This window comes from Rhizobium sp. J15 (genome assembly GCF_002531825.1).
Taxonomy (GTDB): domain Bacteria; phylum Pseudomonadota; class Alphaproteobacteria; order Rhizobiales; family Rhizobiaceae; genus Rhizobium.
Genome location: NZ_NWSX01000001.1, coordinates 373,061 through 396,699, shown reverse-complemented (window position 1 = coordinate 396,699; position 23,639 = coordinate 373,061). Strand labels below are relative to the sequence as shown.

18 protein-coding genes and 3 pseudogenes are annotated in these 23,639 nt (G+C 58.9%); 12 read left to right on the top strand and 9 right to left on the bottom strand.

Annotated elements, in window-relative coordinates; genetic code table 11:
• The first annotated feature begins 44 nt into the window (after positions 1 to 44).
• Positions 45 to 1,334, top strand: a complete 1,290-nt coding sequence (locus CO670_RS01800) for a cytochrome-c peroxidase (protein ID WP_097588692.1) — start codon at positions 45 to 47, stop codon at positions 1,332 to 1,334.
• Positions 1,335 to 1,500: 166 nt separating this feature from the next.
• On the opposite strand, the pseudogene CO670_RS01795 reads toward CO670_RS01800, so the two are convergent.
• From CO670_RS01795 to CO670_RS01785, 3 genes and pseudogenes are all read right to left on the bottom strand, one after another.
• A pseudogene (locus CO670_RS01795) lies at positions 1,501 to 1,824 on the bottom strand (acyltransferase family protein); the annotation flags it as partial.
• A 123-nt stretch (positions 1,825 to 1,947) separates the two neighbouring features.
• Positions 1,948 to 3,459 (bottom strand): lipopolysaccharide biosynthesis protein, encoded by a 1,512-nt coding sequence (locus tag CO670_RS01790; protein WP_097588691.1) that lies wholly within the window; start codon positions 3,457 to 3,459, stop codon positions 1,948 to 1,950.
• 19 nt (positions 3,460 to 3,478) lie between these two features.
• Positions 3,479 to 4,564 (bottom strand): polysaccharide pyruvyl transferase family protein, encoded by a 1,086-nt coding sequence (locus CO670_RS01785; RefSeq protein WP_097588690.1) that lies wholly within the window; start codon positions 4,562 to 4,564, stop codon positions 3,479 to 3,481.
• A gap of 570 nt (positions 4,565 to 5,134) precedes the next feature.
• On the opposite strand from CO670_RS01785, the gene CO670_RS01780 reads away from it, so the two are divergent.
• The 7 genes from CO670_RS01780 (at position 5,135) to CO670_RS01750 (ending at position 13,640) form a co-directional block, all read left to right on the top strand.
• Positions 5,135 to 6,058: an ArsR family transcriptional regulator gene (locus tag CO670_RS01780; RefSeq protein WP_097588689.1), complete on the top strand. Its 924-nt coding sequence runs from the start codon at positions 5,135 to 5,137 to the stop codon at positions 6,056 to 6,058.
• A gap of 210 nt (positions 6,059 to 6,268) precedes the next feature.
• Positions 6,269 to 7,777: an alpha-N-arabinofuranosidase gene (locus CO670_RS01775; protein WP_097588688.1), complete on the top strand. Its 1,509-nt coding sequence runs from the start codon at positions 6,269 to 6,271 to the stop codon at positions 7,775 to 7,777.
• 183 nt (positions 7,778 to 7,960) lie between these two features.
• Positions 7,961 to 9,865: an ABC transporter substrate-binding protein gene (locus CO670_RS01770; protein ID WP_097588687.1), complete on the top strand. Its 1,905-nt coding sequence runs from the start codon at positions 7,961 to 7,963 to the stop codon at positions 9,863 to 9,865.
• 109 nt (positions 9,866 to 9,974) lie between these two features.
• Positions 9,975 to 10,979 (top strand): ABC transporter permease, encoded by a 1,005-nt coding sequence (locus CO670_RS01765; RefSeq protein ID WP_088674696.1) that lies wholly within the window; start codon positions 9,975 to 9,977, stop codon positions 10,977 to 10,979.
• Positions 10,980 to 10,982: 3 nt separating this feature from the next.
• Positions 10,983 to 11,840, top strand: a complete 858-nt coding sequence (locus CO670_RS01760) for an ABC transporter permease (RefSeq protein ID WP_097588686.1) — start codon at positions 10,983 to 10,985, stop codon at positions 11,838 to 11,840.
• A gap of 1 nt (position 11,841) precedes the next feature.
• Positions 11,842 to 12,831, top strand: a complete 990-nt coding sequence (locus CO670_RS01755; RefSeq protein ID WP_097588685.1) for an ABC transporter ATP-binding protein — start codon at positions 11,842 to 11,844, stop codon at positions 12,829 to 12,831.
• The gene (locus CO670_RS01750; RefSeq protein ID WP_097588684.1) at positions 12,828 to 13,640 is read left to right on the top strand and encodes an ABC transporter ATP-binding protein; all 813 of its coding nucleotides are present in this window, start codon (positions 12,828 to 12,830) and stop codon (positions 13,638 to 13,640) included. Before CO670_RS01755 ends, CO670_RS01750 begins: the two co-directional genes overlap by 4 nt.
• Positions 13,641 to 13,857: 217 nt before the next feature.
• On the opposite strand, the gene CO670_RS01745 is transcribed toward CO670_RS01750, so the two are convergent.
• Positions 13,858 to 14,208, bottom strand: a complete 351-nt coding sequence (locus tag CO670_RS01745) for a hypothetical protein (RefSeq protein WP_097588683.1) — start codon at positions 14,206 to 14,208, stop codon at positions 13,858 to 13,860.
• 219 nt (positions 14,209 to 14,427) lie between these two features.
• Here CO670_RS01745 and CO670_RS01740 point away from each other — a divergent pair, with 219 nt between their 5' ends.
• The 3 genes and pseudogenes from CO670_RS01740 to CO670_RS33315 form a co-directional block, all read left to right on the top strand.
• Entirely contained in the window at positions 14,428 to 16,161 is a 1,734-nt protein-coding gene (locus CO670_RS01740) for a retron Ec67 family RNA-directed DNA polymerase/endonuclease (RefSeq protein ID WP_097588682.1), read from the top strand.
• Between the two features lie 154 nt (positions 16,162 to 16,315).
• A pseudogene (locus CO670_RS33715) lies at positions 16,316 to 16,631 on the top strand (hemolysin D); the annotation flags it as partial.
• A gap of 1 nt (position 16,632) precedes the next feature.
• Positions 16,633 to 16,860: pseudogene (locus CO670_RS33315) on the top strand (hypothetical protein); the annotation flags it as partial.
• On the opposite strand, the gene CO670_RS01730 reads toward CO670_RS33315, so the two are convergent.
• Positions 16,857 to 17,762 carry an HNH endonuclease gene (locus CO670_RS01730; protein ID WP_097588681.1) on the bottom strand — a complete coding sequence of 302 codons (906 nt, stop codon included), beginning with the start codon at positions 17,760 to 17,762 and terminating at the stop codon, positions 16,857 to 16,859. The pseudogene CO670_RS33315 and the gene CO670_RS01730 overlap by 4 nt on opposite strands.
• A gap of 203 nt (positions 17,763 to 17,965) precedes the next feature.
• Between CO670_RS01730 and CO670_RS01725 the strand changes: the two genes are divergently transcribed.
• Positions 17,966 to 18,265 (top strand): hypothetical protein, encoded by a 300-nt coding sequence (locus tag CO670_RS01725; protein WP_088674703.1) that lies wholly within the window; start codon positions 17,966 to 17,968, stop codon positions 18,263 to 18,265.
• A gap of 99 nt (positions 18,266 to 18,364) precedes the next feature.
• Here CO670_RS01725 and CO670_RS01720 read toward each other — a convergent pair whose 3' ends face one another.
• The 4 genes from CO670_RS01720 to CO670_RS01705 are packed head-to-tail and all read right to left on the bottom strand — an operon-like array spanning position 18,365 to position 23,583.
• On the bottom strand, positions 18,365 to 19,735 hold the full coding sequence (locus CO670_RS01720; protein WP_097588680.1) for an alpha-glucosidase/alpha-galactosidase: 1,371 nt from the start codon (positions 19,733 to 19,735) through the stop codon (positions 18,365 to 18,367).
• Between the two features lie 24 nt (positions 19,736 to 19,759).
• Complete coding sequence (locus CO670_RS01715; RefSeq protein ID WP_097588679.1) at positions 19,760 to 21,427, bottom strand: ABC transporter ATP-binding protein; 1,668 nt, start codon at positions 21,425 to 21,427, stop codon at positions 19,760 to 19,762.
• A 10-nt stretch (positions 21,428 to 21,437) separates the two neighbouring features.
• On the bottom strand, positions 21,438 to 22,574 hold the full coding sequence (locus tag CO670_RS01710) for an ABC transporter permease (RefSeq protein WP_097588678.1): 1,137 nt from the start codon (positions 22,572 to 22,574) through the stop codon (positions 21,438 to 21,440).
• A gap of 1 nt (position 22,575) precedes the next feature.
• Positions 22,576 to 23,583: an ABC transporter permease gene (locus CO670_RS01705; RefSeq protein WP_088674707.1), complete on the bottom strand. Its 1,008-nt coding sequence runs from the start codon at positions 23,581 to 23,583 to the stop codon at positions 22,576 to 22,578.
• Positions 23,584 to 23,639 lie beyond the last annotated feature (56 nt).

Here is a 23,639-nt window from a genome sequence, read left to right as displayed (position 1 = left end):
TCGATCATGGTGGAAGCAGGTGCTAAACCATTGGAATTCCTATCATGACGACAAAGACGTTCTGGCTGCTGCGCTCCGGTTTGGCGGTCAGCCTGGGTGCTGCGGCGCTCTGTCTGGCCATTCTGCCGCTGCGGCAAAGCAGCGCGGCGGTTGCTTCTGGCGTGCATCCCGGCCCGATGTCGCGCGCCGAGGCCTTCGCCCGGGCCGAGACGCTGACCGCGCTCGGCCGCAAGATGTTCTTCGATCCCTCGCTGTCAACTTCGGGACTGCAGGCCTGCGCGTCCTGCCATGATCCCGCTCACGCCTTCGGCCCGGCATCGGCGGCACCCGTCGAAATCGGCGGCCGAGATATGGACCAGCCGGGCCTGCGCGCCGTTCCGACGCTGCGTTACCTACAATCGGTGCCTGCTTTCACCGAGCATTATTACGATTCCGAAGACGAGGGTGACGAGAGCGTCGACAACGGCCCGACCGGCGGCCTGACCTGGGACGGCCGGGTCGATCACGGCGCCGACCAGGCGAAAATCCCGCTGCTCTCGCCCTTCGAGATGGGCAACAAGGACGCCGCCGAGGTGGCAGCGAAACTACGCAAGGCGCCCTATGCCGACGAGATCAAGGCCGCCTTCGGCGCGACGATATTCGACAACCCCGCAGATACGTTCGACGCCGCCGCCGAAGCGCTCGCCACCTTCGAGCAAAGCGGCCCGGACTTCTATCCCTACTCCAGCCGCTACGACGCATTTCTCGCCGGCAAGGCGACACTGAGCGCGCAGGAGCTGCACGGCCGCCAGCTGTTCGAGGATGCCGAAAAGGGTAACTGTTCGAGCTGCCACTTAAGCGAACCCGCCAATGATGGCGAGCCGCCGCAATTTTCCGATTTCGGCTTTCTCGGGCTTGCCGCACCGCGCAACATGGCGATCCCGGCCAATACAGACCCTGGATATCACGACCTCGGCCTCTGCGGCCCGCAGCGTACAGATCTTGCCGGACACAGCGAATATTGCGGCCTTTTCCGCACACCGACCCTGCGCAACGTCGCGCTGAAGAAGAGCTTCTTCCACAACGGCTACTTCCACTCGCTGCGCGACGTCGTCTCCTTCTATGCCACCCGCGACAGCGATCCCGGTCGCTGGTACCCGAAAAATGCCGACGGCACGATCCGCAAGTACGACGACCTGCCGCAAGCCTATTGGGCCAACCTCAACCAAGACCCACCTTTCGGCCGGAAGCCCGGCGATGCGCCTGCCCTGACCGATCCGGAGATCGACGATATCGTCGCCTTCCTGGGGACGCTGACGGATGCCGATCTGCTGCCGGAGGTGAGCGTGCACTGACGCAACGACAACTAAGCGCGACAAATGTTTGTCATGCTTTCGGAAGGACTCGAACTAAAAGCCATGCATTATTCAGCCAGATCCACGAGGTGATGAGGCGCGACGCAGTTGCCATCACGTCGGGCTGCTGCCCCTCACCACCGCAACAGTCGCCGGATCACTCGTCGCTTTGAGCTCGCAGCCCCCAACTCGTTAACAAAATGATCTGTATGAGACCAACCAAAATCCCGATCAAGTAGAGCGGATAAAGGCCTTTGATGCGGGCTTTCATGAATGACTGGAACGGTAGACCGTGCGAAAGGCGCCTTCCATAAATGTCGGCGATAGTGAACCCGCTGAGAACGAAGAAAAAGTCCACCGCTAGATAAGCTGATGGGGCGTATCTCTCTTGGAAGTGTGTGGCAACAACGCATATAGCGGCAAACCCACGCATTGCATCGAGAGTGTAAAAGCGGCTGCGCCCCCTGATCGAAGCATCTGCACTGTGGATAGCCGGTGACGAAGAACCGCGCTCAAGATCAGCATCTTGTCGATTGTCCTAACGCTTGCGGCTGAAGGCCGTTTGGGAATCAAATTCGAGCCGCGAAACGATCTCCGCCGCGGAATCGGGAAATCACGTCGGGGTGGCCATTACGCTCGTATTGCCCTTGCGTTGCCGAGCTTGCTTGATGCTGCCGATTAAAACATTCAAACGAGCTCTGCACAGAACGAATATCAAGCTGCAGTAAGTGATGCCACCTGCCAGGACTTCTATGGCCAGACGTGGGTAGGGCGACCAATGAAGCAGCAGTTCATGGAGGAACAAGACGACAGCCACCATCGCTGCACTCGCCATGGTAGGCCGCAGGAACTGCGCCAAATATGCCGGGACACTCAGCTCTATATGTTGCGAAACCTTCCAGCTGGTGATCGGCCAAAACAACAAAACCTCGACCATGATGGCGAAAACGATCGTCGTCACGCCATAAGGATAGAGAACTGCGATGGTCAGGAGCGTGAGGAGATTGCGTGCCAACTGGTAGTAAAACCACCAGTCCATCTCTCCCTGGCTCTTAATCAGGGATGCCTGTACGTAGCCGATCCCAGCCATCAACCCAATCACGCAGTAGAATCGGACCGGCCAAACGGCCTCGATCCAGTGCGCACCGAAAATTGTCGTGATCGCATCATCGGCAACTGCCGCGAGGCCGATGAATACGGGGTACGAAACCAGAGCGCAACCAAACGTCGCCATCAGAAATGCTTCCCGGACTTTCTTCGGATCGGCCCTCAGTGAAGAAAGAAGCACGTGCGTCACCGACGTCAAGCCGCCGGCGATGACGTTGTTGATCATGTCAAACAGACGCTTCGAAAAGTTATAGATCCCTAGCGCTGATGGGCTCAGGAGCACTCCGATGAGCAAGTTATCCAAGCTCATCGTCTGCAAAAAGCGGGTGCCGGATGCAAAGAAGCCATAGTGAAGGAGATCGTTGAGACTTGCTCTCTTTACTTTGAGTCCCGGAAACCAACCCGCACCCCAGAAAGCGGCGCCGCACGATGCGGCGGTGGCGGCGATCTGTGCAATTGCAAGCCCCCATAAGCCGAAACCTGCGAGAACGAGAACAAGGCAAATGCAAGCAGATGTGATGGTAGCTATAACTGTACGTACGGCCACCAAATGGAAAGACATTTTCCTGTTCACAATCGCATTCGGAACGACGGCCGTGAAGTCGAAGAATACCTTCAATCCCATGATGTAAATGAGGTAGGTTACTTCCTTGTGTCCGACGTAAGCCGCGATCGAGGAAGCGGCTATGCATAAAGCGCCGTAGATCAAAAACGAAAAAGCAAGCGAGAGCAGAAATATCGTGTCGAGATGGCTCCGCCTTATCTCGGCTCTCTGGATGATCGCTTCGCCAAAAGCAGTGGGCCCAAAACTGCCTGCAAACGAGACGATGCTGAATGACAGCGCGACAAGACCGAAGTCCTGAGGCTGGAGAACCCGAGACGTGACCACAAAAACAGCGAAGGTGAGGATTGTTGGAATAAGCGTACTTAGTGCCGACCAGAAAGCACCCTTTACGGCTGCGGCGGACCGGTTCTCACTGACATGGCTAAAGAGAATATCGTCTTGCAAAACCGACAAACTGAGCTCCTACCGATAATCAGACTATCGAAGGTTGAGGGACTAGATCGGGGGTGGGAATGCTGTGACCCAGATTCATGGGGCGGCTCGACTTGTACCAGGTTCCGCCGATCACATAGGGCAGCCGAGACATTGCTGCGAAAATTTCGCTGGCGGTGGTCGCCTTCTCCACCAGAGGGCTGTCGCCAGTCCGGCTACTGATGAAAGCGTGAAGGCTGCTTCCGTCCCTCGCGACCGCAACATGCGGCTTATTGAGCAAAAGACAGAGAATATGGCCGTGTAGGTGGTTGGTGATTATCCGCTGGGCGCCGGACAAGAGCTTCACGCCATAGTCGACATATCGAGAAGCAACCTCCTCGCGGTGCTGAGCCACTATTGCTGCGCGGCTGAAGCCATGCCGCATCGTTGAGCTGACGATGCTCGACTTGCGCATACGCGACAAACGGTTTGGACCATTGATCCAATTCGTCAAAGGCCCATCGACGATCGCCCGCGCTGCGGCAATATCGACGTCGGCATCGCCGAGCGGCTGCATCACATACAACACTCTCAGGGGGTCAGCTTCGAAGGGTTTGAGCCTCTCGATACCGAATGCGGTATCGGGGCCCGGCTCAACCTCACAATCAAAGTTGGCTCTCGCCAGCTCAAAGCTCTCGTCATCGCGCGTCATGCAAAAAAAGTTGCGATGCCTTCCAATGGTGCGTTTGGCGTATTCCTTGAGCGCCTCGTTTGCGAAGTGAATCGATTGCGGCATCTGGATGATCGTCCGATCCGGATATTTCCACATCAAACGGCAGCGAATATCATCCCTGCCCGCCCGCAGATCTCCAAAATCGCTCCAGCCACAAATGAATATTGGAGCGTCGCCCGGCGTTGCTTTTATCTCGTCTAGACTTTGGGAAGTGCTACAAGTAAGCACGGGCATCCGCCCCGTTACTTCTTTTAATACTCGCGACAACCCGAGCCAACTTGCATGATGCCCCGGATCTTTATCTGAAGGAAAGTCCACTATAATGTAAGGTTGCCCAGGCTTTACGAACTTCCTTACTATTCCAATCAACTTTTCTTTTTTTCTCTGTATTACAGCGGCGCCTAGATGATGCATAAATTCTACTTGATTCTCAAAATTTTATCCGAATCACTTATATCTCCAAGTTTTATGAGTCAATTGGACTTCTGCGCGACATAGAAGCGCACTGAATTTACCTTACCTTTTAGGGTAAATGGCGAGGGGCCACGCCTAGATGCTGGCCTTCGGGAGGTGAACGCTTTTCCGACGGCGATCGAGCGCCGCCGATAATGCCGCCTCAGTTCATCATTCCTGAATCGCGTTGGAGCTGATTTCGGTGAGCGGATGCGGCGGTGACGAAGGTCAACAATTCCAGCAGTTCTCGGTGGGCCAATCGAGCAACCACGCCCACGGGTCGGCAGGCTAGCCGGAAAGGATATCATCCATCCTTCTTTGTCGCCTTCTACGCGGGAAGCGCGTGAGCCTCTCGGGCTCCGTGATGGAGGAACAAGCTCACGCCCCTGCCGCTCACTTCCACTACTGCGCCAAAGGTCATGCAACCAATATCACCTGCGATTATTTTCGATACCGACCTCATTCAGATCGACCTCTTGCTGTATCATAATTTCTGATATACATCATGACATCGGAAATTATGGGGAAGTGATGGAACGTTCGTTTTTGACGATTGCCGCCGGCGAGAATAGTGATGCGATACGCGCGCTTTCGGCACCGGCGCGCATCGAGATACTCAAGCTGCTCTGCGCCAAAGGGCCGATGAATATCAATGATATCGCCCGCGCGCTTTTCCTCCCCCAATCCACGGTCGCAACCGGCATTCAGATTTTGGAAGATGCGCGGCTTGTCGATTCGCAGCTGGCGAAGGCTCGGAAAGGGAACCAGAAGATCTGCTCGGCGATCTACAGCGAGATCCTGATCAGCTTCGAGGAAAGTGCGGCCCAGCGGGCCAATAATATCATCGAAGTCGAGATGCCGGTGGGCCTGTACACCAGCTGCGACGTGCATGCGCCATGCGGTCTTTGCTCTACCGAGAGCGTCATCGGCCCCCTCGATGTGCCCGACTATTTCCTCGATCCGCAGCGCATGCAGGCCGGGCTCGTCTGGTTCGGGCGGGGCTATGTCGAGTACAAATTTCCTAACAATGCCAAGGTCTTGAACAAGGATATCCGCGCCATCGAATTTTCGCTGGAGCTGTCGTCTGAGGTGCCCGGCACCAATCCGGACTGGCCGTCCGACATCACGCTCTGGGTCAACGGCATGGCGATCGGCACCTGGACGTCGCCCGGCGATTACGGCGACAAGCGCGGCGCCTTCACGCCGGCCTGGTGGAAGCTCGAGGGCTCGCAATATGGGATGATGAAGACCTGGCGGATCTCGACGCGCGGCACCTTCATCGACGGTGTCGCCGCATCGAATGTCACGCTCGCCGATCTCGCGCTCGGTCAGCACTCCTCCATTCGGCTCCGCGTCGGCATCGCGGAAAATGCCGGCCATACCGGCGGCGTCAATATTTTCGGCCGCGGCTTCGGAAATCACGGCCGCGACATCATCATGCGGCTGCATGTGTGATTACATGATATCGGAAATTTTGATTTATAAAAAGCACGTCCGCTTAGCGTCGGGGACTGAAAAATGTCTTCAACTATCTGTTATTAAAAGGCTTTTATCGAAATTGAAATTAGTATGATAAAAAGCGTGACTCGGTTGACAGCACGACATTCCTGATATCAAGTTAGAGGCAAGAAAACAAAAATCTTGATACATAAACGGGAGGATCCGTTGAAGACGAATGTCGTTGCCCACCGCGATTTTCGCATCGCGACCATTGATGCCAGGCTCTACAGTTCATTCCTCGAGCATCTCGGCAGAGCGATCTACGGGGGCATTTACGAGCCCGGACATCCCACAGCCGACGAAGATGGCTTCCGCCGCGACGTGCTCGATCTGGTCCGCGATCTCGACACGTCCTATTGCCGTTATCCCGGCGGCAACTTCGTCTCAGCCTATAATTGGGAGGATGGCGTCGGGCCGCGCTCCGAGCGCCCCGTTCGTCTCGACCTTGCCTGGCGCACCCGCGAAGCCAATCAGATCGGCGTCAACGAATTCGTCGACTGGTGCAAGAAGGCGAATACCAAGCCGATGCTCGCCGTCAATCTCGGCTCACGCGGCCTGGATGCGGCCCGCAATTTCCTGGAATATTGCAACCATCCCGGCGGCACCTATTGGTCGGACCTGCGCCGCAAGCACGGCTGGGCCAATCCGCACGATGTCAAATTGTGGTGCCTCGGCAACGAGATGGACGGCCCCTGGCAGGTCGGCCACAAGTCGGCCTATGAATATGGTCGGCTGGCGGATGAGACGGCCAAGGCCATGCGCGGCTTCGACAAGTCGCTCGAACTCGTGGTCTGCGGCTCGTCCAATTCCGATATGAAGACCTATCCCGATTGGGAGGCCCAGGTTCTCGAGCAGTGCTATGACAGCGCCGATTACATCTCGCTGCATATGTATTTCGCCAATCGCGAGAAGAATACGCTCAACTACCTCGCCCGCGCGACCAAACTCGACCGCTACATCACCACGATCGGCGGCGTGATCGATTACATCAAGGCGAAGAAGCGCTCGAAGAAGACGATCGGCATTTCCTTCGACGAATGGAACGTCTGGTACCACTCCAACCAGCAGGACAAGGAGATCCTAGCGCGCGACGAGTGGCCGGATGCGCCGCACCTTCTGGAAGACGTCTACAATTTCGAGGACGTGCTGCAGGTCGGCGGCATCCTGAACACCTTCATCCGCCGCTCCGACCGGGTGCGCATCGCCTGCATCGCCCAGCTCGTCAACGTCATCGCGCCGATCATGACCGAGGACGGCGGCGCTGCCTGGCGGCAGACCATCTATTACCCGTTCTATTATGCCTCCCGCTATGGCCGCGGCGCGGCGCTGCAGCTGGTCGTCGACGGCCCGACCTATGATGGCGACGAGGAGAACGACGTTCCCTATCTCGACGTATCGGCGGTTCATTCCGAAGACGGCAGGACGCTCACCTTCTTTGCCGTCAACCGCCACCCCCAGACGGCGCTCGATCTCGACGTGCGGCTGGAAGGGTTTGGCGGCGCCCGCCTGATCGAGCAGGTGGAAATGACCCATGGCGATCTCGAAGCCGTCAACACGGCAGCACGGCCGCAGACGGTCGCTCCCGTCAATGTCGAGAGCGCCAAGATCGAGGATGGAAGGTTGCGGACGGCGCTGAAGCCGCTGTCCTACAACGTCATCCGGCTGTCCGTGTGACAGCCGCCGCCGGGTAATCCCGGCTGAGCAAATTCGGCTCACCTGCGAGGAGGCAGGCGGGCCGGAGGGATGGTTCGCTGGAGCGCTGGACTGAGGGTCCCGACGCCACCGCAAACCGACAACCGCGACGTGCCCATGCGTGCCTTTGCGGCCGCCAGATCGTCGCTTTCTAGGGAGGAGTTCATGCAACAGTGGAAGAGGCTCGCATTTGGCGTCGCGCTGGCCGCACTCGGCCTGACGGCGGCGGCCAAGGCCGATGACTACACCTCCTTGCCGCGCAAGGAGACGCTCATCGTCGAAAATCCGGAAGGGACGATCAAGAATCCCGGCTGGTTCAACATCTGGGTCAATGGCGGCGGCGGTGTTTCGACCGGCCTGCAGCAGCTGACCATGGATACGCTCTGGTATATCGACCCCGAACAGGGGCTCGGCGGCGCGGCCTGGGACAATTCGCTCGCCGCCGACAAACCGCAATACAATGCCGACTTCACCGAGATGACCGTGAAACTGCGCAAGGGGCTCTTCTGGAGCGACGGCGTCGAGTTCACGGCCGACGACGTGGTCTATACCGTCAAGACGCAGATGGACCACCCCGGCATGGTCTGGAGCGCGGCCTTCTCCGTGCAGGTGGCAAGCGTCGAGGCGACCGATCCCCAGACGGTCGTGTTCAAGCTGAAGAAGCCGAATTCGCGCTTCCACGCCATTTTCACCGTGCGCTGGAACGGCGCCTGGATCATGCCGAAGCACGTGTTCGAGAAGGTGGAGGATCCGCTTCGTTATGATTTCGCCAACCCGGTCTCGCTCGGCGCCTATAAGCTGAAGGCCTATGACCCTCAGGGCAAATGGTATACTTGGGAGAAGCGCGACGACTGGCAGCGGACCTCTCTTGCCCGCTTCGGCGAGCCGGCCCCGAAATATGTGACCTATACCGATCCAGGCCCGCCGGATAAGCGGACGATCGCCCAGCTCGAGCACAACCTCGATATCATTCACGATAACACGCCGGAGGGCATGTTCACCCTCAAGGAGAAGTCGAAGACCATCGACACGTGGTTCCCGGGCTTCCCCTTCGCCCATCCGGATCCGACGCTGCCGGCCGTCATCTTCAACACCCAGAATCCGCCCTTCGACAATGCCGATGTTCGCTGGGCGCTGGCGCTCCTGATCGACATCAAGGCGGTCGACATGGCGAGCTACCGCGGCGCGGCGACGCTGTCCGCACTCGGCGTGCCGCCGACGGCGGCCACGATGAAAGACTATCAGGCGCCGATGCAGGATTGGCTGAAGGACTTCGAGATCGATACCGGCAAGAGCAAGATCAAGCCCTATGACCCGACCATCGGCCAGCAGATCGCCGATATCCTGCGTAAGCAGCCGAAGTTCAAGGACCAGATCCCGACCGATCCGCAGGCGATCAGCGGTGCCTTCGGCTATGGCTGGTGGAAACCGGATCCGAAAGCGGCCGGCGAACTTCTGGAAAAGGCAGGCTTCAAGAAATCCGGCGGCAAATGGCTGACCCCTGATGGACAGCCCTTCAAGATCCGGATGACGGTCGAAGGCGACACACGGTCGGTCTTCACCCGCGCCGGCACGCTGATTGCCCAGCAATGGGCGGCCTTCGGTATCGACGCGAAAGCCGTGCCCGCCGCGAAACTTTGGCAGACGGCGCTGCAGCCCGGCGATTTCCAGGTGGCAATCGCCTGGAGCGTCGAAACCTGGGGCGGCGATCCCGACCTCTCCTTCTTCCTCGACAGCTGGCACTCGCAGTTCGTGGCGAAGAAGGGTGACGTTCAGCCGCCGCGCAACTGGCAGCGCTGGTCCAATCCGGAACTCGACAAGATCATCGAGAACATCCGCGGCATCAGCGCCGACGATCCCAAGGGCATCGAGCTCGGCAAGGATTATCTGAAGCTGGTCGCCCGCGAAATGCCGACGATCCCGCTCATGTCCTATAACGTCTTCACCTCGATGGATACGACCTATTGGACCGGCTATCCGACGATCAAGGATCCCTATACCGATCCGGTGCCGAATTGGGCGAATTCCAGGCTCATGATGGTCAAGCTGAAGCCGGCACAACCGAAATAATCCTCCCAAAGCCGGCGCGCAGCCATCGCGCCGGCCCCCTTATCGACGGGCAAATGCCCGTCGATCCTTTCCTTGCTTTGAAAGGGAACCTGAGAGGAACCAACGCCTTATGACGCCCTATCTGATCTTTGTGCTGAAGCGGTTCGGTCAGTTTCTGCTCGTCGTATTCCTCGGCGTGACGATCACCTTCTTCGTCACCCACCTGACCCCGATCGATCCGGTCGAAGAAAGCATAGGCGCCATCACGCAAATGGGTCAGTCCGATCCGAATGCGATCGAACTGATGCGCCAGTCGCTGCGCGAGCTATATGGAATGCAGGGCTCGATCTGGGAGCAATATCTGCATTTCTGGCTGCGGCTTGCGACCGGCGATCTCGGCCCCTCGCTCTCGGCCTTTCCGACCCCCGTCTCCACCATCATCCTGCGATCTCTCCCCTGGACGATCGGCTTGATGACGGTGTCGACGCTGATCACCTTCGTGCTCGGCAACGCCATCGGCGCGCTCGCCGGCTATTACCGCAAGGACATGGTGCTGAAGGCAGTCAGCCTCGTCTTCATCGCGCTGCTGCCCATCCCCTACTATATCCTCGCCTTCGTGCTTCTCATCGTCTTCGGCTTCATCTGGCCGGTGCTGCCGATCAATGGCGGCTATGAGATGAACGCCAATCTGGACCTCTCCTTCGCGCTCGTCCTCGATATCCTCAAACATTCCATCCTGCCGGCTTTGTCGTTGATCTTGGTCGGCGCCGGCAGCTGGCTGATCGGCATGCGGGCGCTGGTTTCCAACATCATCACCGACGATTACGTCGTCTTTGCCGAGCTCGGCGGCGTGCCGAAGGGGAAGATCCTGCGCTCCTACATCGCCCGCAACGCCATGGTGCCGCAGTTCACCGGGCTTGCCATGTCGCTCGGCGCGATTTTCAACGGCACCGTCATCACCGAAATCGTCTTCGGTTATCCCGGCATCGGCAATCTGCTGATCGAAGCGGTGCATGCCGGCGACTACAGCCTGGTGCTCGGCCTCAGCGCCCTGTCGATCGTCGGCGTCGCCGCCGCCGTCTTCATCATCGACGTGCTCAGCCCGCTGATCGATCCGCGCATCAAGGTGGAATAGAACATGTTTACCATCGTCCGCGACCTCTCGCGCCACAACATGGAATTCCTCTGTGGCCTGCTGCTCTTCGCCGTCATCGTCGGCCTGGTGATCCTGTCTTATTTCTCGCCCTATGGCGCGACCGACATCTATCTGCTGCCGCCCGACATGCCGCCGGACGGCGAATATTGGCTCGGCACGACATCACGCGGCCAGGATGTGTTCTGGCAACTGACGACGGGGCTGCGCAACACGCTCTATTTCGGCATCGGCGTCGCCTTTCTCTCGCGCATCATCTCGCTGGTCGTCGGCCTTGTCGCCGGTTACGCCGGCGGGGCGGTCGACCGGGTGCTGATGGCCATCAACGACAGCGTCATGGTCATCCCGCAATTTCCGCTGCTGATCCTCTTCTATTTCGTGCTGAAGGATAACATGACCTGGGTGACGCTGATCGTCATCATGGCCTCGCTCGGCTGGTCTTATGACGCCCGCCTGATCCGCTCGGTGGCGATCGGCCTGAAGACGAGGCCGTTCACCACCCAGAGCGTCTACTCCGGCATGAGCACGAGCAAGATCCTGGTCGAAGAGCACCTGCCCTATGTGCTGCCGATCGTCTTCGCCACCACCATGAACAACATGATCTGGTCGATCGGCATGGAAATCACGCTCTCGGTGCTCGGCTTCACCGATATCGAGACGCCGACCATGGGCATGATGATCTACTGGGCCAATGCGCATTCGGCGCTGATCTCGGGAATATGGTGGTGGGTGGCCGCCCCCGTCGCCGTCATCGTCATCCTCTTCCTGGCGCTTTTCCTGCTGTCGATGTCGATGAACGAATACAATGATCCGCGCAGCCGGCTGAACCGGATGGGAAGTTAGAATGGATGCTTTGGTCGAAATCCAGAATCTGAAAGCCTATTACCGCGCCTTCCTTTACGGCGTCGATCGCGAGGTGCGCGCCGTCGACGATATCAGCCTGACGATCGGCCGCGGCGAGGTCTACGGCGTCGCCGGAGAATCGAGCAGCGGCAAGACGACACTGATCAAGACGATCGCCGGCGCCATCCGCCCGCCGCTTAGGGTCGTGTCGGGCAACGTGAAATTCCATTTCGCCGGCGGCACCCAGGATATCTACGCGATGAAGCCGGAGGAGCGCATGGCGCTGCGCTGGCGGCATCTGTCCTATATCATGCAGGGCTCGATGAACGTGCTCAATCCGGTGCGCCGGATCCGGCATTCCTTCACCGATTTCGCCTTCCGCCACATGAAGGTGAGCAAGAGCATCTTCTTCGAAAAGGTGGCCGCGCACCTGCAGAGGCTGAAGCTCGATCCGCAGCTGCTCGACGCCTATCCGCACGAACTCTCTGGCGGCATGCGCCAGCGCATGACCATTGCGCTCGCCACGATCCTGACGCCGGAATTCATCATCGCCGACGAGCCGACGACCGCGCTCGACGTCATCGTGCAGCGCGATGTGCTGACGATGATCCGCGACATCCAGCGCGAGATGGGCTCGTCCTTCCTGTTCGTCACCCATGACATGGGGGTTCACGCGACGGTCTCCGACCGCATCGGCATCGTCTATGCCGGGCGTCTCGTCGAGGAGGCGCCGACCGCCAAGCTCTTCAGCATGCCGCTCCACCCCTATACGCAGCATCTGGTCGGCAGCCTGCCGAAGATCGGCGACCCCACGACACGTCCCTCGCTGGAAGGCCGCCCGCCGAACCTCGCCATGCCGCCGGAAGGCTGCCGGTTTCACCCGCGCTGTCCGAAGCGCATGGAGATCTGCTCGCAGAAGGTTCCGCCGCTCGTCACCGTCGGGCCGCAGCGGCGGGTCGCGTGTTTTGCCGTTACGGGAGATCAGGTTTGACCGCTCTGCTCAGCCTCTCGCATGTCACCAAAATCTACCGCCAGGGCGGCATGCTCGGCCGGCGCCTGATCACCGCCGTCAAGGACGTCAGCTTCGAACTCGGCGAGGAACCGGAAATCTTGTCGATCGTCGGCGAATCCGGCTCAGGAAAATCGACCGTCGCGGCGATGATCCTCGGCCAGACCGAGCCGACGGAAGGAGAGCTTCAATTCGCTGGCAGCACCGTCGCCATCCATAACAGAGCCGAACGCAAGGCCTTCATGAAGGAGGTCCAGCCGGTTCTGCAAAACCCCTTCGAAGCCTTCAATCCGCTGAAGCGGGTCGACCGCTACCTCTTCGAAACCGCCCGCAATTTCGCGGCCTCGGGAAAACGGCCGGACAAGCAGGAGGCCGAGCGCATGGCGGACGCCGCCCTCCATCACGTCGGCCTGACGCTTGAAGAGGTGAAAGGCCGCTTCCCCCACGAACTCTCCGGCGGCCAGCTCCAGCGTGTCGCCATCGCCCGCGCCCTCATCCCCCAACCCCGCCTGCTGGTCGCCGACGAACCGGTCTCAATGGTCGACGCATCGCTCCGCATGGCCATCGTCAACCTCTTCGGCCGCCTGAAAAACGAACTCGGCCTTTCGATCATCTACATCACCCATGATCTCGCGACCGCCTATTACGTCAGCGACAATATTATCATCATGCGGAAGGGCGAGATCGTCGAGCGGGGACAGGCGCGGGCGGTGTTGGATAATCCGCAGCATGCGTATTCGCGGGCGCTGAAGGATGCGGTGTTGGCGGCGGATTTTGGTGCGGTGGGGTAGGTGCAAGCGGAGTGGCCGACGGGAAAAGGGTGTTCATTCGTTCAAGTCAGCTAACCACGGCACGACAAATCGGCAGCGCTCGTAATCACCGCGCAAGTGGCTGGAGAATTGGTTGCCTTTGATTGGGAGCGGAGCCCTGTCATTTGATTTCTGGCGCAGATGAACGGATACGAACTGTCAACCCGTTTAGCTTGAAGCGGCGCGGTAGATTAAAGTCTTAATGTTCCAGTGGCTTGGAGATTTTGTTTTCCTCTCCGTACGTAAGATTTTCTACTGAGATGCGGAAAAGCTCGCGGGCTTCTACCTTGATGAGAGTGGCAATAGAGGGAGTCTTTGCAAGGTGGAGAACACTTTCTTCCGACCGGCAGCGCATGTCTTCTTGGTCCGTATCAGCATCAACGACCTCGCGCACTCGGCCGGGAATTTGAGCGACCGAAGTCCTTGAACAAGCTGTAGGGAACGGACTGAAATCGACGTGAAGGAAGGTCAAACGGAAATTATGGCCGGTCCTGCGCGGTTCCTCCAAACGCAAGAATAGACCGTTTTCATCGAACGTTTCGATTTTCATGCGTTAAACCAAGTAGGCCTTGGAAATCGCAACTCGAAATGGTAGCCCTTGGTCAGGGCTTGCAGGCAGACTTGTTGTCCGGATTCGAGACATAAGATTCAACGCTAGGGGGCCTCTTGTGCTTCCCTGGTCCATATTGCGGTTACTGGACCTGCCTATTGGTTCATCGCCGTGCTCGCGTAAGAGTGCCTGCAAGTCCTATTTTGTCCGAGAATTTGATTGAGTTATTTAGCGAAATTGAAAGCAACAAAAGATCGTAAAGATCTTGCGAGGTTGTTAGGTTTCACGCCGAGCGCAATGACATCGATCGTTTATCAGACGATGCCGGCGGCGAAGTATACGGAATTCGAAATCCCAAAAAAATCTGGCGGCAAACGAGTTATTAAAGCCCCGTTCCCAAAACTCAAAAAACTCCAAACTCACCTTGCGCATGTTCTCTACGGATGCCTCGCCGAGATTGAACAAAACTTTGATGCGAAATCCGTGTCTTACGGATTTCGCAAAGGTCGCGGGATTGAGGGCAATGCAAAAATCCACAAACGCAAAAGGTTCGTTCTGAACTTGGATCTCGCCGACTTCTTCCCCACATTCAACTTCGGGCGGGTTCGCGGCTTTTTCCTGAAAGACACGTCCTTTGCACTAACGAACGAGGTGGCGACTACCATTGCCCAGATCGCCTGTGATGGCGTCGCCCTTCCGCAGGGCAGCCCATGTTCTCCGGTAATCTCAGAATTGATCTGCCACATACTAGATGTGCGACTTCTAAGGCTCGCGAGAACGTATGGCTTACGATACTCGCGCTATGCCGACGATATTACTTTTTCTACGAACCGAAGAGAATTTCCAGCCGATATTGCACGAGTGAACCAAACGGACCCGTCCACCTGGGTGATCGGGAAGGAACTAGCAAGCCGGATAGACGATTGTGGTTTCGCCATCAATTTTACGAAGACGCGCATGCATTGTCGGGGTAGCCGTCAGATGGTGACGGGCCTTATAGTAAATGAAAAGGTCAACATTCGCAGCGAGTATTATCGAAACGCCCGCGCGATGTGCGACAGCGTTTTTCGGCAGGGTGCCTATTTTCACTCTCATCAGACGCCCACAGTTGCTGGAGGCACACCAATACCAGAGATGACGGATAATCTTGCTCCATTGGAAGGTATCCTAAATCATATCTATTCAGTGACTCAGACGGAAGAACGGCGGTCCGTACAAGATCAACGTTCGGCGCCACGCGCCATCCGATCGCTCTATCGCCGCTTCCTTTTTTATAAGCGCTTCATTGCGCTAGAGGCTCCCCTGATTGTCACGGAAGGAAAGACAGATCCCGTCTACCTTCGTGAGGCTATTAGACATCTCCCCTCTTGGCAGCCGCGGTTGGGAGAGCCGACAGTGAATGGCTTCAAATTCTCATTGTCATTTTTTAACTACGGCGGAAAATCTCATGAGATCATGGATCTAGGAGGAGGAACGGGGGACCTGAAATCGATCCCCCTCGACTACCTGCGAAACCTAGACTCATCGAAATCTGACAGAAAGCCCATGCAGCATAAGCCGATGAAATTCCCGGTTATCATGGTTCTCGATAACGATGATGGGTTGGGTGACGTCGCGGGGACCATCAAGAAGAACTTCAACGTGGGAATGTCGGTAACGAGTACCCAAGACTTCTATCACGTCTGCGAGAACCTATATGTCGTAAAGACGCCTGAAGCGGGCGGCAAAAGCTCAATGGAAAGTATGTTTCCTAAGAGCTGGACCACGATCGTGCTCAACGGCAAAAAGTTCAATCCGAGCAACAAGATCGACATCACGAAAGAATATGGGAAGGAGGTTTTTGCTACTAGCGTCGTAAAAGCCAACGCTGCCAAAATCGATTTCAGCGGGTTTAACCCTTTGCTCGACCGAATTGTCAAAGTCATCGATCACTACGCGCCACCGGCGTCGTGACTTATTTGGTTCCTAGGGGCTACAGCCGCAGACGTTCGAAACCTCTCCCTTTCGTGTCATCGCGCACTCCCTACGGCGTCGCCCCGAGCGTCGCGAAGATCGTGCACGGAAAATGGACACCCGGGCAAAGGCCGCTCCAAGGTAGCTCGCGAATATCACAGGCACGCATCACCGTAGGCTGCTGCTGGCGCTCATCACTGTCGTCTCATTGCCAGCGATCATCGGCTTCACGAGCCTGACGGTACGGTCAACGCGGTTTCGCTGTCGTCAATGCACCGATCGACGGCACGATTGCAGAAGAGCCCCTCAAGGTGGCAGCCCGGCCAAAGGCGGACGGTCTCTCGCAGAGATCAGAAATCCGCGTGTCAATCGCTCGATCCTCGCTTCGCTCGAGGCAGATCAGCAATACGGCGCTCGACCGAGTCGCTGCGCTGAAAAAAGGAACGAGACAAGCTCTCTCAGCTTCGCGGCGGCGATAAGCAAGCCTACTACCTGAACCTCTATTTCGAACCCAGGGGCTCTGCTCGCGACAGCATGATTGTGAAACTCTACACCGGCCAATATTCGCAGGACATTCGCGACATCGACAAAGTCGCCGTCTCTCTCAATCTTTTGCTGCGGTCGTTCGGCGAACGCGCACGTTGTAGTCGACATTCAAAGCCCGGATCGGGGCAACCGGCTTGGATCATTCCTTGCTAGTGCTTAAAGCAATTTTGGCGATGCCACTGGAGAAAATGAGGATGGGGCCGCTCGAACGGTCTTGAAGGCACGATCGCCCTTCCAGACTTGTTGATCAGTCCTCGGATGCTTTCCGGATCGTTGGCTTGCCGCGAGATCAGAATATCGAGATCGTCCGAGAGGCTGATCAACCCGCGGTCGAACATCCAGTGTGCGGTGCCAGACAGAGCAATGCCGTTGGTGAGGATATCGGGTCCGTTTGTCTCCACGGGGCGGATATGCGCAGCATCAACTTCAGCACGCCCGCCGCCGTTTATCAGCTTCAGACCAGTGATCGCGCACCGCTTGTCATAGGCCTGCAGAACCAGCCGCCGAAATAGTCGATTGCGAACGATCCGTGACGAGAGTTGCGTAACCCGGTCGCGCTCCTGCTCAAATGTGAACGGCGCTTGAGCACCGTCGGCAAATCCGTAGGCAGGAAGCGTTACTCCCGGCAGCCGAGGCAGTTCGGGCTCGTGCTCATCCAGCCCAATCGACACGATACGATTGAAATCCGTCGCGGATATTGGGCGCACCGCAGCTTGAGCCCTACCGGAAATCCGCCCCTCCTCATTCAACACCCCTCGCTCAATGACACCGTCCGGCCCACTGAACGGAACAGCGTTGATGAAATCGAGGTAGCTGCCTGGCTCGATAAGTGCCAGATACATGCCGGGCGCCTTCGGATCCGGAATGACTTGGGCCACCTTGGCGATGGCGAAATAGCCGCGGCTCGCCGCAACCTTGCGCGGCTCGTAGTAAATGATCCATTCTCCGAGGCAGGCTTGCACACGACCGAGATACTGGCGCGGGAACTGATATTGTTCTGCCGGGCTGTCGTCATAGATCGAATCTGAGCGGTGGATGAAAACCCCGAATCCCATGTCCGATGCGTAGCACGGCCAGTTCGGTTCAGATACGCGCTTGCATCCTCCATTTGAAGAGAATTGATCAGCAATGGCTGGGTGAGGAACGATCGGATGCATCACGGCTGAGCATCAACAAGCGACGGGGGTTCGCAAAGTTTCAATTGACCGTTTCCGATAGCGAAGCGACACTTCAACTCGCAGCAAGGCAGGAGGAAGCAATGGATGACCCAGATCGCTGGCGCCAGATGGCAAGCGCACCAAAAGACGGCAGCCGGATTCTGGTGACGATCCGCGCGTCCGAACAGGGGCCGGCGGAAGTTGATCTCGCCTATTGGTCGCATGGCGATCAATTCGCAGGAGAAGGCTGGCGCGCCTCCGATTCCTCGCCCGGGCACATCATCGAATATGCCGAGCCGGAATTGAAGTGTTGGATGCCGATGCCCTCGGCCAATCGCACCTCGATGCCTTCACCCTGGGAAGGCGACGACGCCCAGCAGCTCGATGGCTCCGGAATCTAGAATTTCCTGCAATTGAATGCTGGCATTTGTCCCAAACAAAAGCCCCGCGGTCGTTGCCACACCGCGGGGCTCCTTGATGCCTAACCTGGGAGAAAGAGGTCAGGCGGCCTGAACTTTCTTGGATGTGCGGGCCCATTCCGGCAGCCAGTCGCCGTGGGTGGCGAGCAGGTCGTCGACCAGCGACCAGATCTGGTCGAGATCGAGTTCGGCTGCGGTGTGCGGGTCCATCATCGCGGCGTGGTAGATGTGCTCGCGATTTTCCGTCATCAGCGCCTGCACCGTCAGTTCCTGCACGTTGATATTGGTGCGGATCAGCGCGGTCAGCTGCGGCGGCAGGTCGCCGATGAAGGTCGGCTGGATGCCGGAGGCGTCGACCAGGCAGGGCACTTCGGCGGCGCAATTTTCTGGCAGCGAGGTGATGCAGCCATTGTTGCGGACATTGCCGTAAATGACGGAGGGCTCGCCGGTCCAGACCGAGTTGATGATCGAGGAGGCATATTCCTTCGACGGCTGCACCTCGATCTTGTCGGCGCTGCGATAGGCTTCCGCCTGTCCCTTCCAGCGCTCGATCTGCTCGATGCAGCGCTTGGGATATTCGTCGAGCGGAATGCCGAATTTCTCGATCAGGTCCTCGCGGCCTTCCTTGATGAAATAGGGCGTGTATTCGGCGAAATGCTCGGAGCTTTCGGTGACGAAATAGCCGAGCCGCGTCAGCATCTCGTAGCGCACCTTGTTCGGGCAGCGCGGGTTCCAGCCGGGCTTCGGCGCCCTGCCCTCGCGATAGGCGCGCAGGAGATCGGGATAGAGGTTCCGGTAGGAGCCGTCGGCCTGGCGATGCTCGAATTTGAGATAGAAGGCCATGTGGTTGATGCCGGCCGCGCGGTAGCGGATTTCCTCGTAGGGAATGTCGAGGTCATGGGCCAGCTCCATCGCCGTGCCCTGCACCGAGTGGCAGAGGCCGACCTGGCGGATGGTCGGATATTTCTCCGAGATCGCCCAGGTGTTGATCGCCATCGGGTTGACATATTGCAGCATGATCGCCTCGGGGCAGACGGCGAGCATGTCCTCGCAGACCTTCCAGAGATGCGGCACGGTGCGAAGCCCGCGCATGATGCCGCCGACGCCGAGCGTGTCGGCGATCGTCTGGCGCAGCCCGTATTTCTTCGGCACCTCGAAATCGGTGACGGTGCAGGGTTCATAGCCGCCGATCTGGAAGGCGACGACGACGAAATCGGCGCCGGCCAATGCCTTGCGCTGGTCGGAATAGGTCTCGGCCTTGGCCTTGACGCCGAGCGTCGAGATCAGCTTGTTGACGACGACGGCGCTTTCTTCAAGCCGCTGCGGGTTGAGATCCATCAACGCGATCGTGGCGCCCGAAAGCGCCGGCCGCTGCAGAACGTCGCCGATGATGTTCTTCATGAAGACGGTGGAGCCAGCTCCGATGAAAGTGATTTTGGGATTTGCTGCCATTATAACCTCCGGCATGCGGGTCAATCATGCTACCTCGAAAGCGGCCTTGACGAGCCGTTCGGTGTAGGCGGTCTTGGGATGGGTGAGAACTTCGTTGACGGGACCCTCTTCGACGATCCTGCCATGCTGCATGACGATGACGCGATGGCAGAGCGCCCTCACGACCTTGAGATCGTGAGAAATGAAGAGGTAGCTCAGGCCCCGCTCGTCCTGCAGCTTGCGCAGGAGCTCGATGATCTGGGCCTGGACGGAAAGATCGAGCGCCGATGTCGGCTCGTCGAGCAGGATGAATTCCGGCTCCAGCGCGATGGCGCGGGCGATCGCGATGCGCTGGCGCTGGCCGCCGGAAAATTCATGCGGGAAACGCGAGAGGATATTGCCCGGCATGCCGGCGGCAACCAGCGCCTCGCGCACCCGATCCTGCCGCTCGCCCCTGGTGGCGCCGAGCCGGTTGACGACGAGCCCCTCCTCGATGATCTGGCCGATCGTCATGCGCGGGTTGAGCGATGAGAACGGATCCTGGAACACCACCTGCATGCGGGCGCGCAGCGGCCGCATCTCGGCCCGCGACAGGCCATGGATCGGCTGCCGGTCGAAATGGATTTCGCCGGCCTGGGCATTGTTCAGCCGCAGGATCGCCTGGCCGAAGGTCGTCTTGCCGGAGCCGGATTCGCCGACGAGACCGAGCGTCTCGTGGCGGCGCAGCGTCAGGCCAAGACTGTCGACGGCAACGAGCTCGCGCATCTCGGGCTTGAGGAATGTGCCGTGGCGCATCATGAAGGAGACGCGCACGCCCTTGGCATCGAGGATGATATCCGATCCCTCCGGCAGCGGATTGGCCTCGCCGCGCGGTTCGGAGGCGAGCAGGTGCCTGGTATAGGCGTGCTGCGGATTGGCAAACAGCGCTTCGGTGACGTTGTGCTCGCGCACCTCGCCGTGCTGCATCACGTAGACGTAATCGGAAAACTGCCGCACGACGGTCAGATCGTGCGTGATGAGGATGACGGCCATCCCCAACTCTTTCTGCAGGTTGCGGATCAGGTTGAGGATCTGCGCCTGCACGGTGACGTCGAGCGCCGTCGTCGGCTCGTCGGCAATCAGCACGTCGGGATCGTTGGCGAGCGCCATGGCGATCATCACGCGCTGGCGCTGGCCGCCGGAAAGTTGATGCGGATATTGCTTCAGCCGCGCGGCGGGATCGGGGATCTGCACATGTTCGAGCAGTTCCAGCGCCCGCTTTTCGGCATCCCTGCGGCTCATGCGACGGTGGACGCGGATCGCCTCGACGATCTGGCTGCCGATCGTATAGATCGGGTTCAGCGAGCTCATCGGCTCCTGGAAAATCATCGAGATGCGGTCGCCGCGCAGCTTGCGGCGCGCCCGCTCGGAAAATTTGAGGATATTGCTGCCGTCATAAGAAACCGTCGATTTCTCCGAGACGACGGCGCGCTTCGACAACAGCCCCATCACCGTCCGCGCCGTCACCGATTTGCCGGAGCCGGATTCGCCGACGATCGCGATCGTCTCGCCGCGATAGAGCTGGAAGGAGACGTCCTTGACGGCTTCGACCATGCCATCCTCGACCTTGAAATTCACCGCCACATTGCGGGCGTCGATGATCGGCGTCTCGGAGCGGCCATCATGATCGTGGCGTACGGGCGGGGCGAAGGAATTGACCAGTGCAAGAGCCATATCAATCACCTCAATAAGGATCGACCGCGTCGCGCAGTCCGTCGCCGAGCGCATTGAAGGCGAAGACGGTGACGAGCACGAAGCCGACGGGGGAGAGAATCCAGGGATAGGAGCCGATGACCGAATAGGTCGCCGTATCCTGCAGCATCAGCCCCCAGGAAATCAGCGGCGGCTTGACGGCAAAGCCGAGGAAGCCGAGGAAGGATTCCAAGAGCACGACGCTCGGTATGTGCAGCGTCACCGCGACGATGACGTGGCTCATCACATTCGGCAGGATATGCTGGATGATGATGCGCCGGTCGGTGGCGCCGACGGCCATCGCCGCCCTGACATAATCGATGCGCGCGAGCGCCAGGGTCTTGCCGCGCACCTCGCGCGACATCTGCGCCCAGCCGAGCGCCGACATGACGAAGATGACGAAGGCGAGGAAGACATTGGTCGGCGCCGTCACCGGGATGAGCGAGGTCAGCGCCAGATAGAGCGGCAATTGCGGGAAAGCCAGCACCAGTTCGACGAAGCGCTGCAGCCAGATATCGAAGGTGCCGCCGAAATAGCCCGAGACCATGCCGACGGTCGTGCCGATCAGCGTGACGATGAAGACGACGGTCAGCGCGATCATCAGCGAGATGCGCGAGCCGATGATGGCGCGCGACAGCACGTCGCGGCCGAATTTGTCGGTGCCGAGGAAGTGCACCGGCTGGCCATCGGTCGAACCGAAGAAGTGGCGGTCGGCCGGGATCAGGCCGAACAGCTTGTATTCGGCGCCCTTGACGAAGAAGCCGAGCAGGCGCGGATTGTCGTAATCCATGCCGACGATCGGCTGGAAGGTGACCGGATCGAGCTCCTCGGAATCCGACAGCGCATAGACGCGCGGCTGGAAGACGAAATTGCCGTCCTTGTCGTGGAAGCTCATCACCTGCGGCGGGGCGAAGCCGACATCGGTCGCCTTCGGATCCATCGGCGCGAAGAAATCGGCAAAGACCGCCATGAGCAGCAGCAGCCCGACCAGGATGAGCCCGGCCATGCCGGTCCAGGAGCGCCGCAGCCGGCGCCAGACGAGCGCGAGATAGCTTTCGCTGCCATGCGACGGTTTTTTGATTGCCGGTTCGGTGGTCGGCGGCGTGTCGGACGAGTCGAAAGCAAGCATATCAGGCTCCTCCGAACTGGCGCACGCGCGGATCGAGCAAGGCGAGCAGCATGTCGGCGATGATATTGCCGACGATCAGCGTCGCCGACAGCACCATCATGAAAGTGGCGGTGACATAGACGTCGCCGATCGCCATCGAGCCGACGATCGCCGGGCCGACAGTCGGCAGCGCGAAGATGATGGCGGTTTCGATCTCGCCGGTCAGCATGTAAGGCAGCACGACGCCCTGATACATGACCAGCGGATGCAGCGCATTCGGCACGGCATGGCGCATCACGACAGCGCCGCCGGAAAGCCCCTTGGCCTTGGCCGTCTCGACATATTGGGCATTCAAAGTATCGAGCAGATTGCCGCGCATGACGCGCATGTTGTAGGCGAGCCCGCCGAAGGTGGCGATCGCCACAACAGGCCAGACATGGCTGACGAGATCGACGAATTTCGCCCAGGACCAGGGCGCCCCGCCATATTGCGGCGAGAAGAAGCTGCCGATCTCGGTCACATTGAACTGGAAGACCAGGAGATAGACGATGATCAGCGCCATCAGGAAGCGCGGCACCGTCATGCCGAGAAAGGAAACCGCTGAAAGCGCGCTGTCGATCCAGCTGTATTGGCGCGTTGCCGCCCAGATGCCGAAGCCGATGCCGAGCACCGAGGCGAAGATGTGGCAGACGAGCGCGAGAAGCAAGGTCCGCGGCAGGCGCTCTGCGACGACGTCGGCGACCGGCTTGTTGTAGAACATGCTGTATCCGAAATCGCCGCGCGTCACGATCCCGCCGATCCAGTTGACGTATTGGACGACCAGCGGCTTATCGAGCCCGTGCTCGATCCTGTAGGCCTGCGCCTGGGCTTCGGCCTGGGCGTAAGATGCGCCGCCCTGGTTGATCAGCTGCGATCTAATATAATCGGCGTAGTCGCCGGGCGGGGCCTGGATGATCGCGAAGGTCACCACGCTCAGGATGAAGAGAACGGGGATCGCGGAGGCTATGCGCACGAGCAGGAATCGTAACATTGAACGGTTCGCTTCTCCTTGCCGCCAGTCGCTCCTTGTCAGCGCGGCCGGCTCGT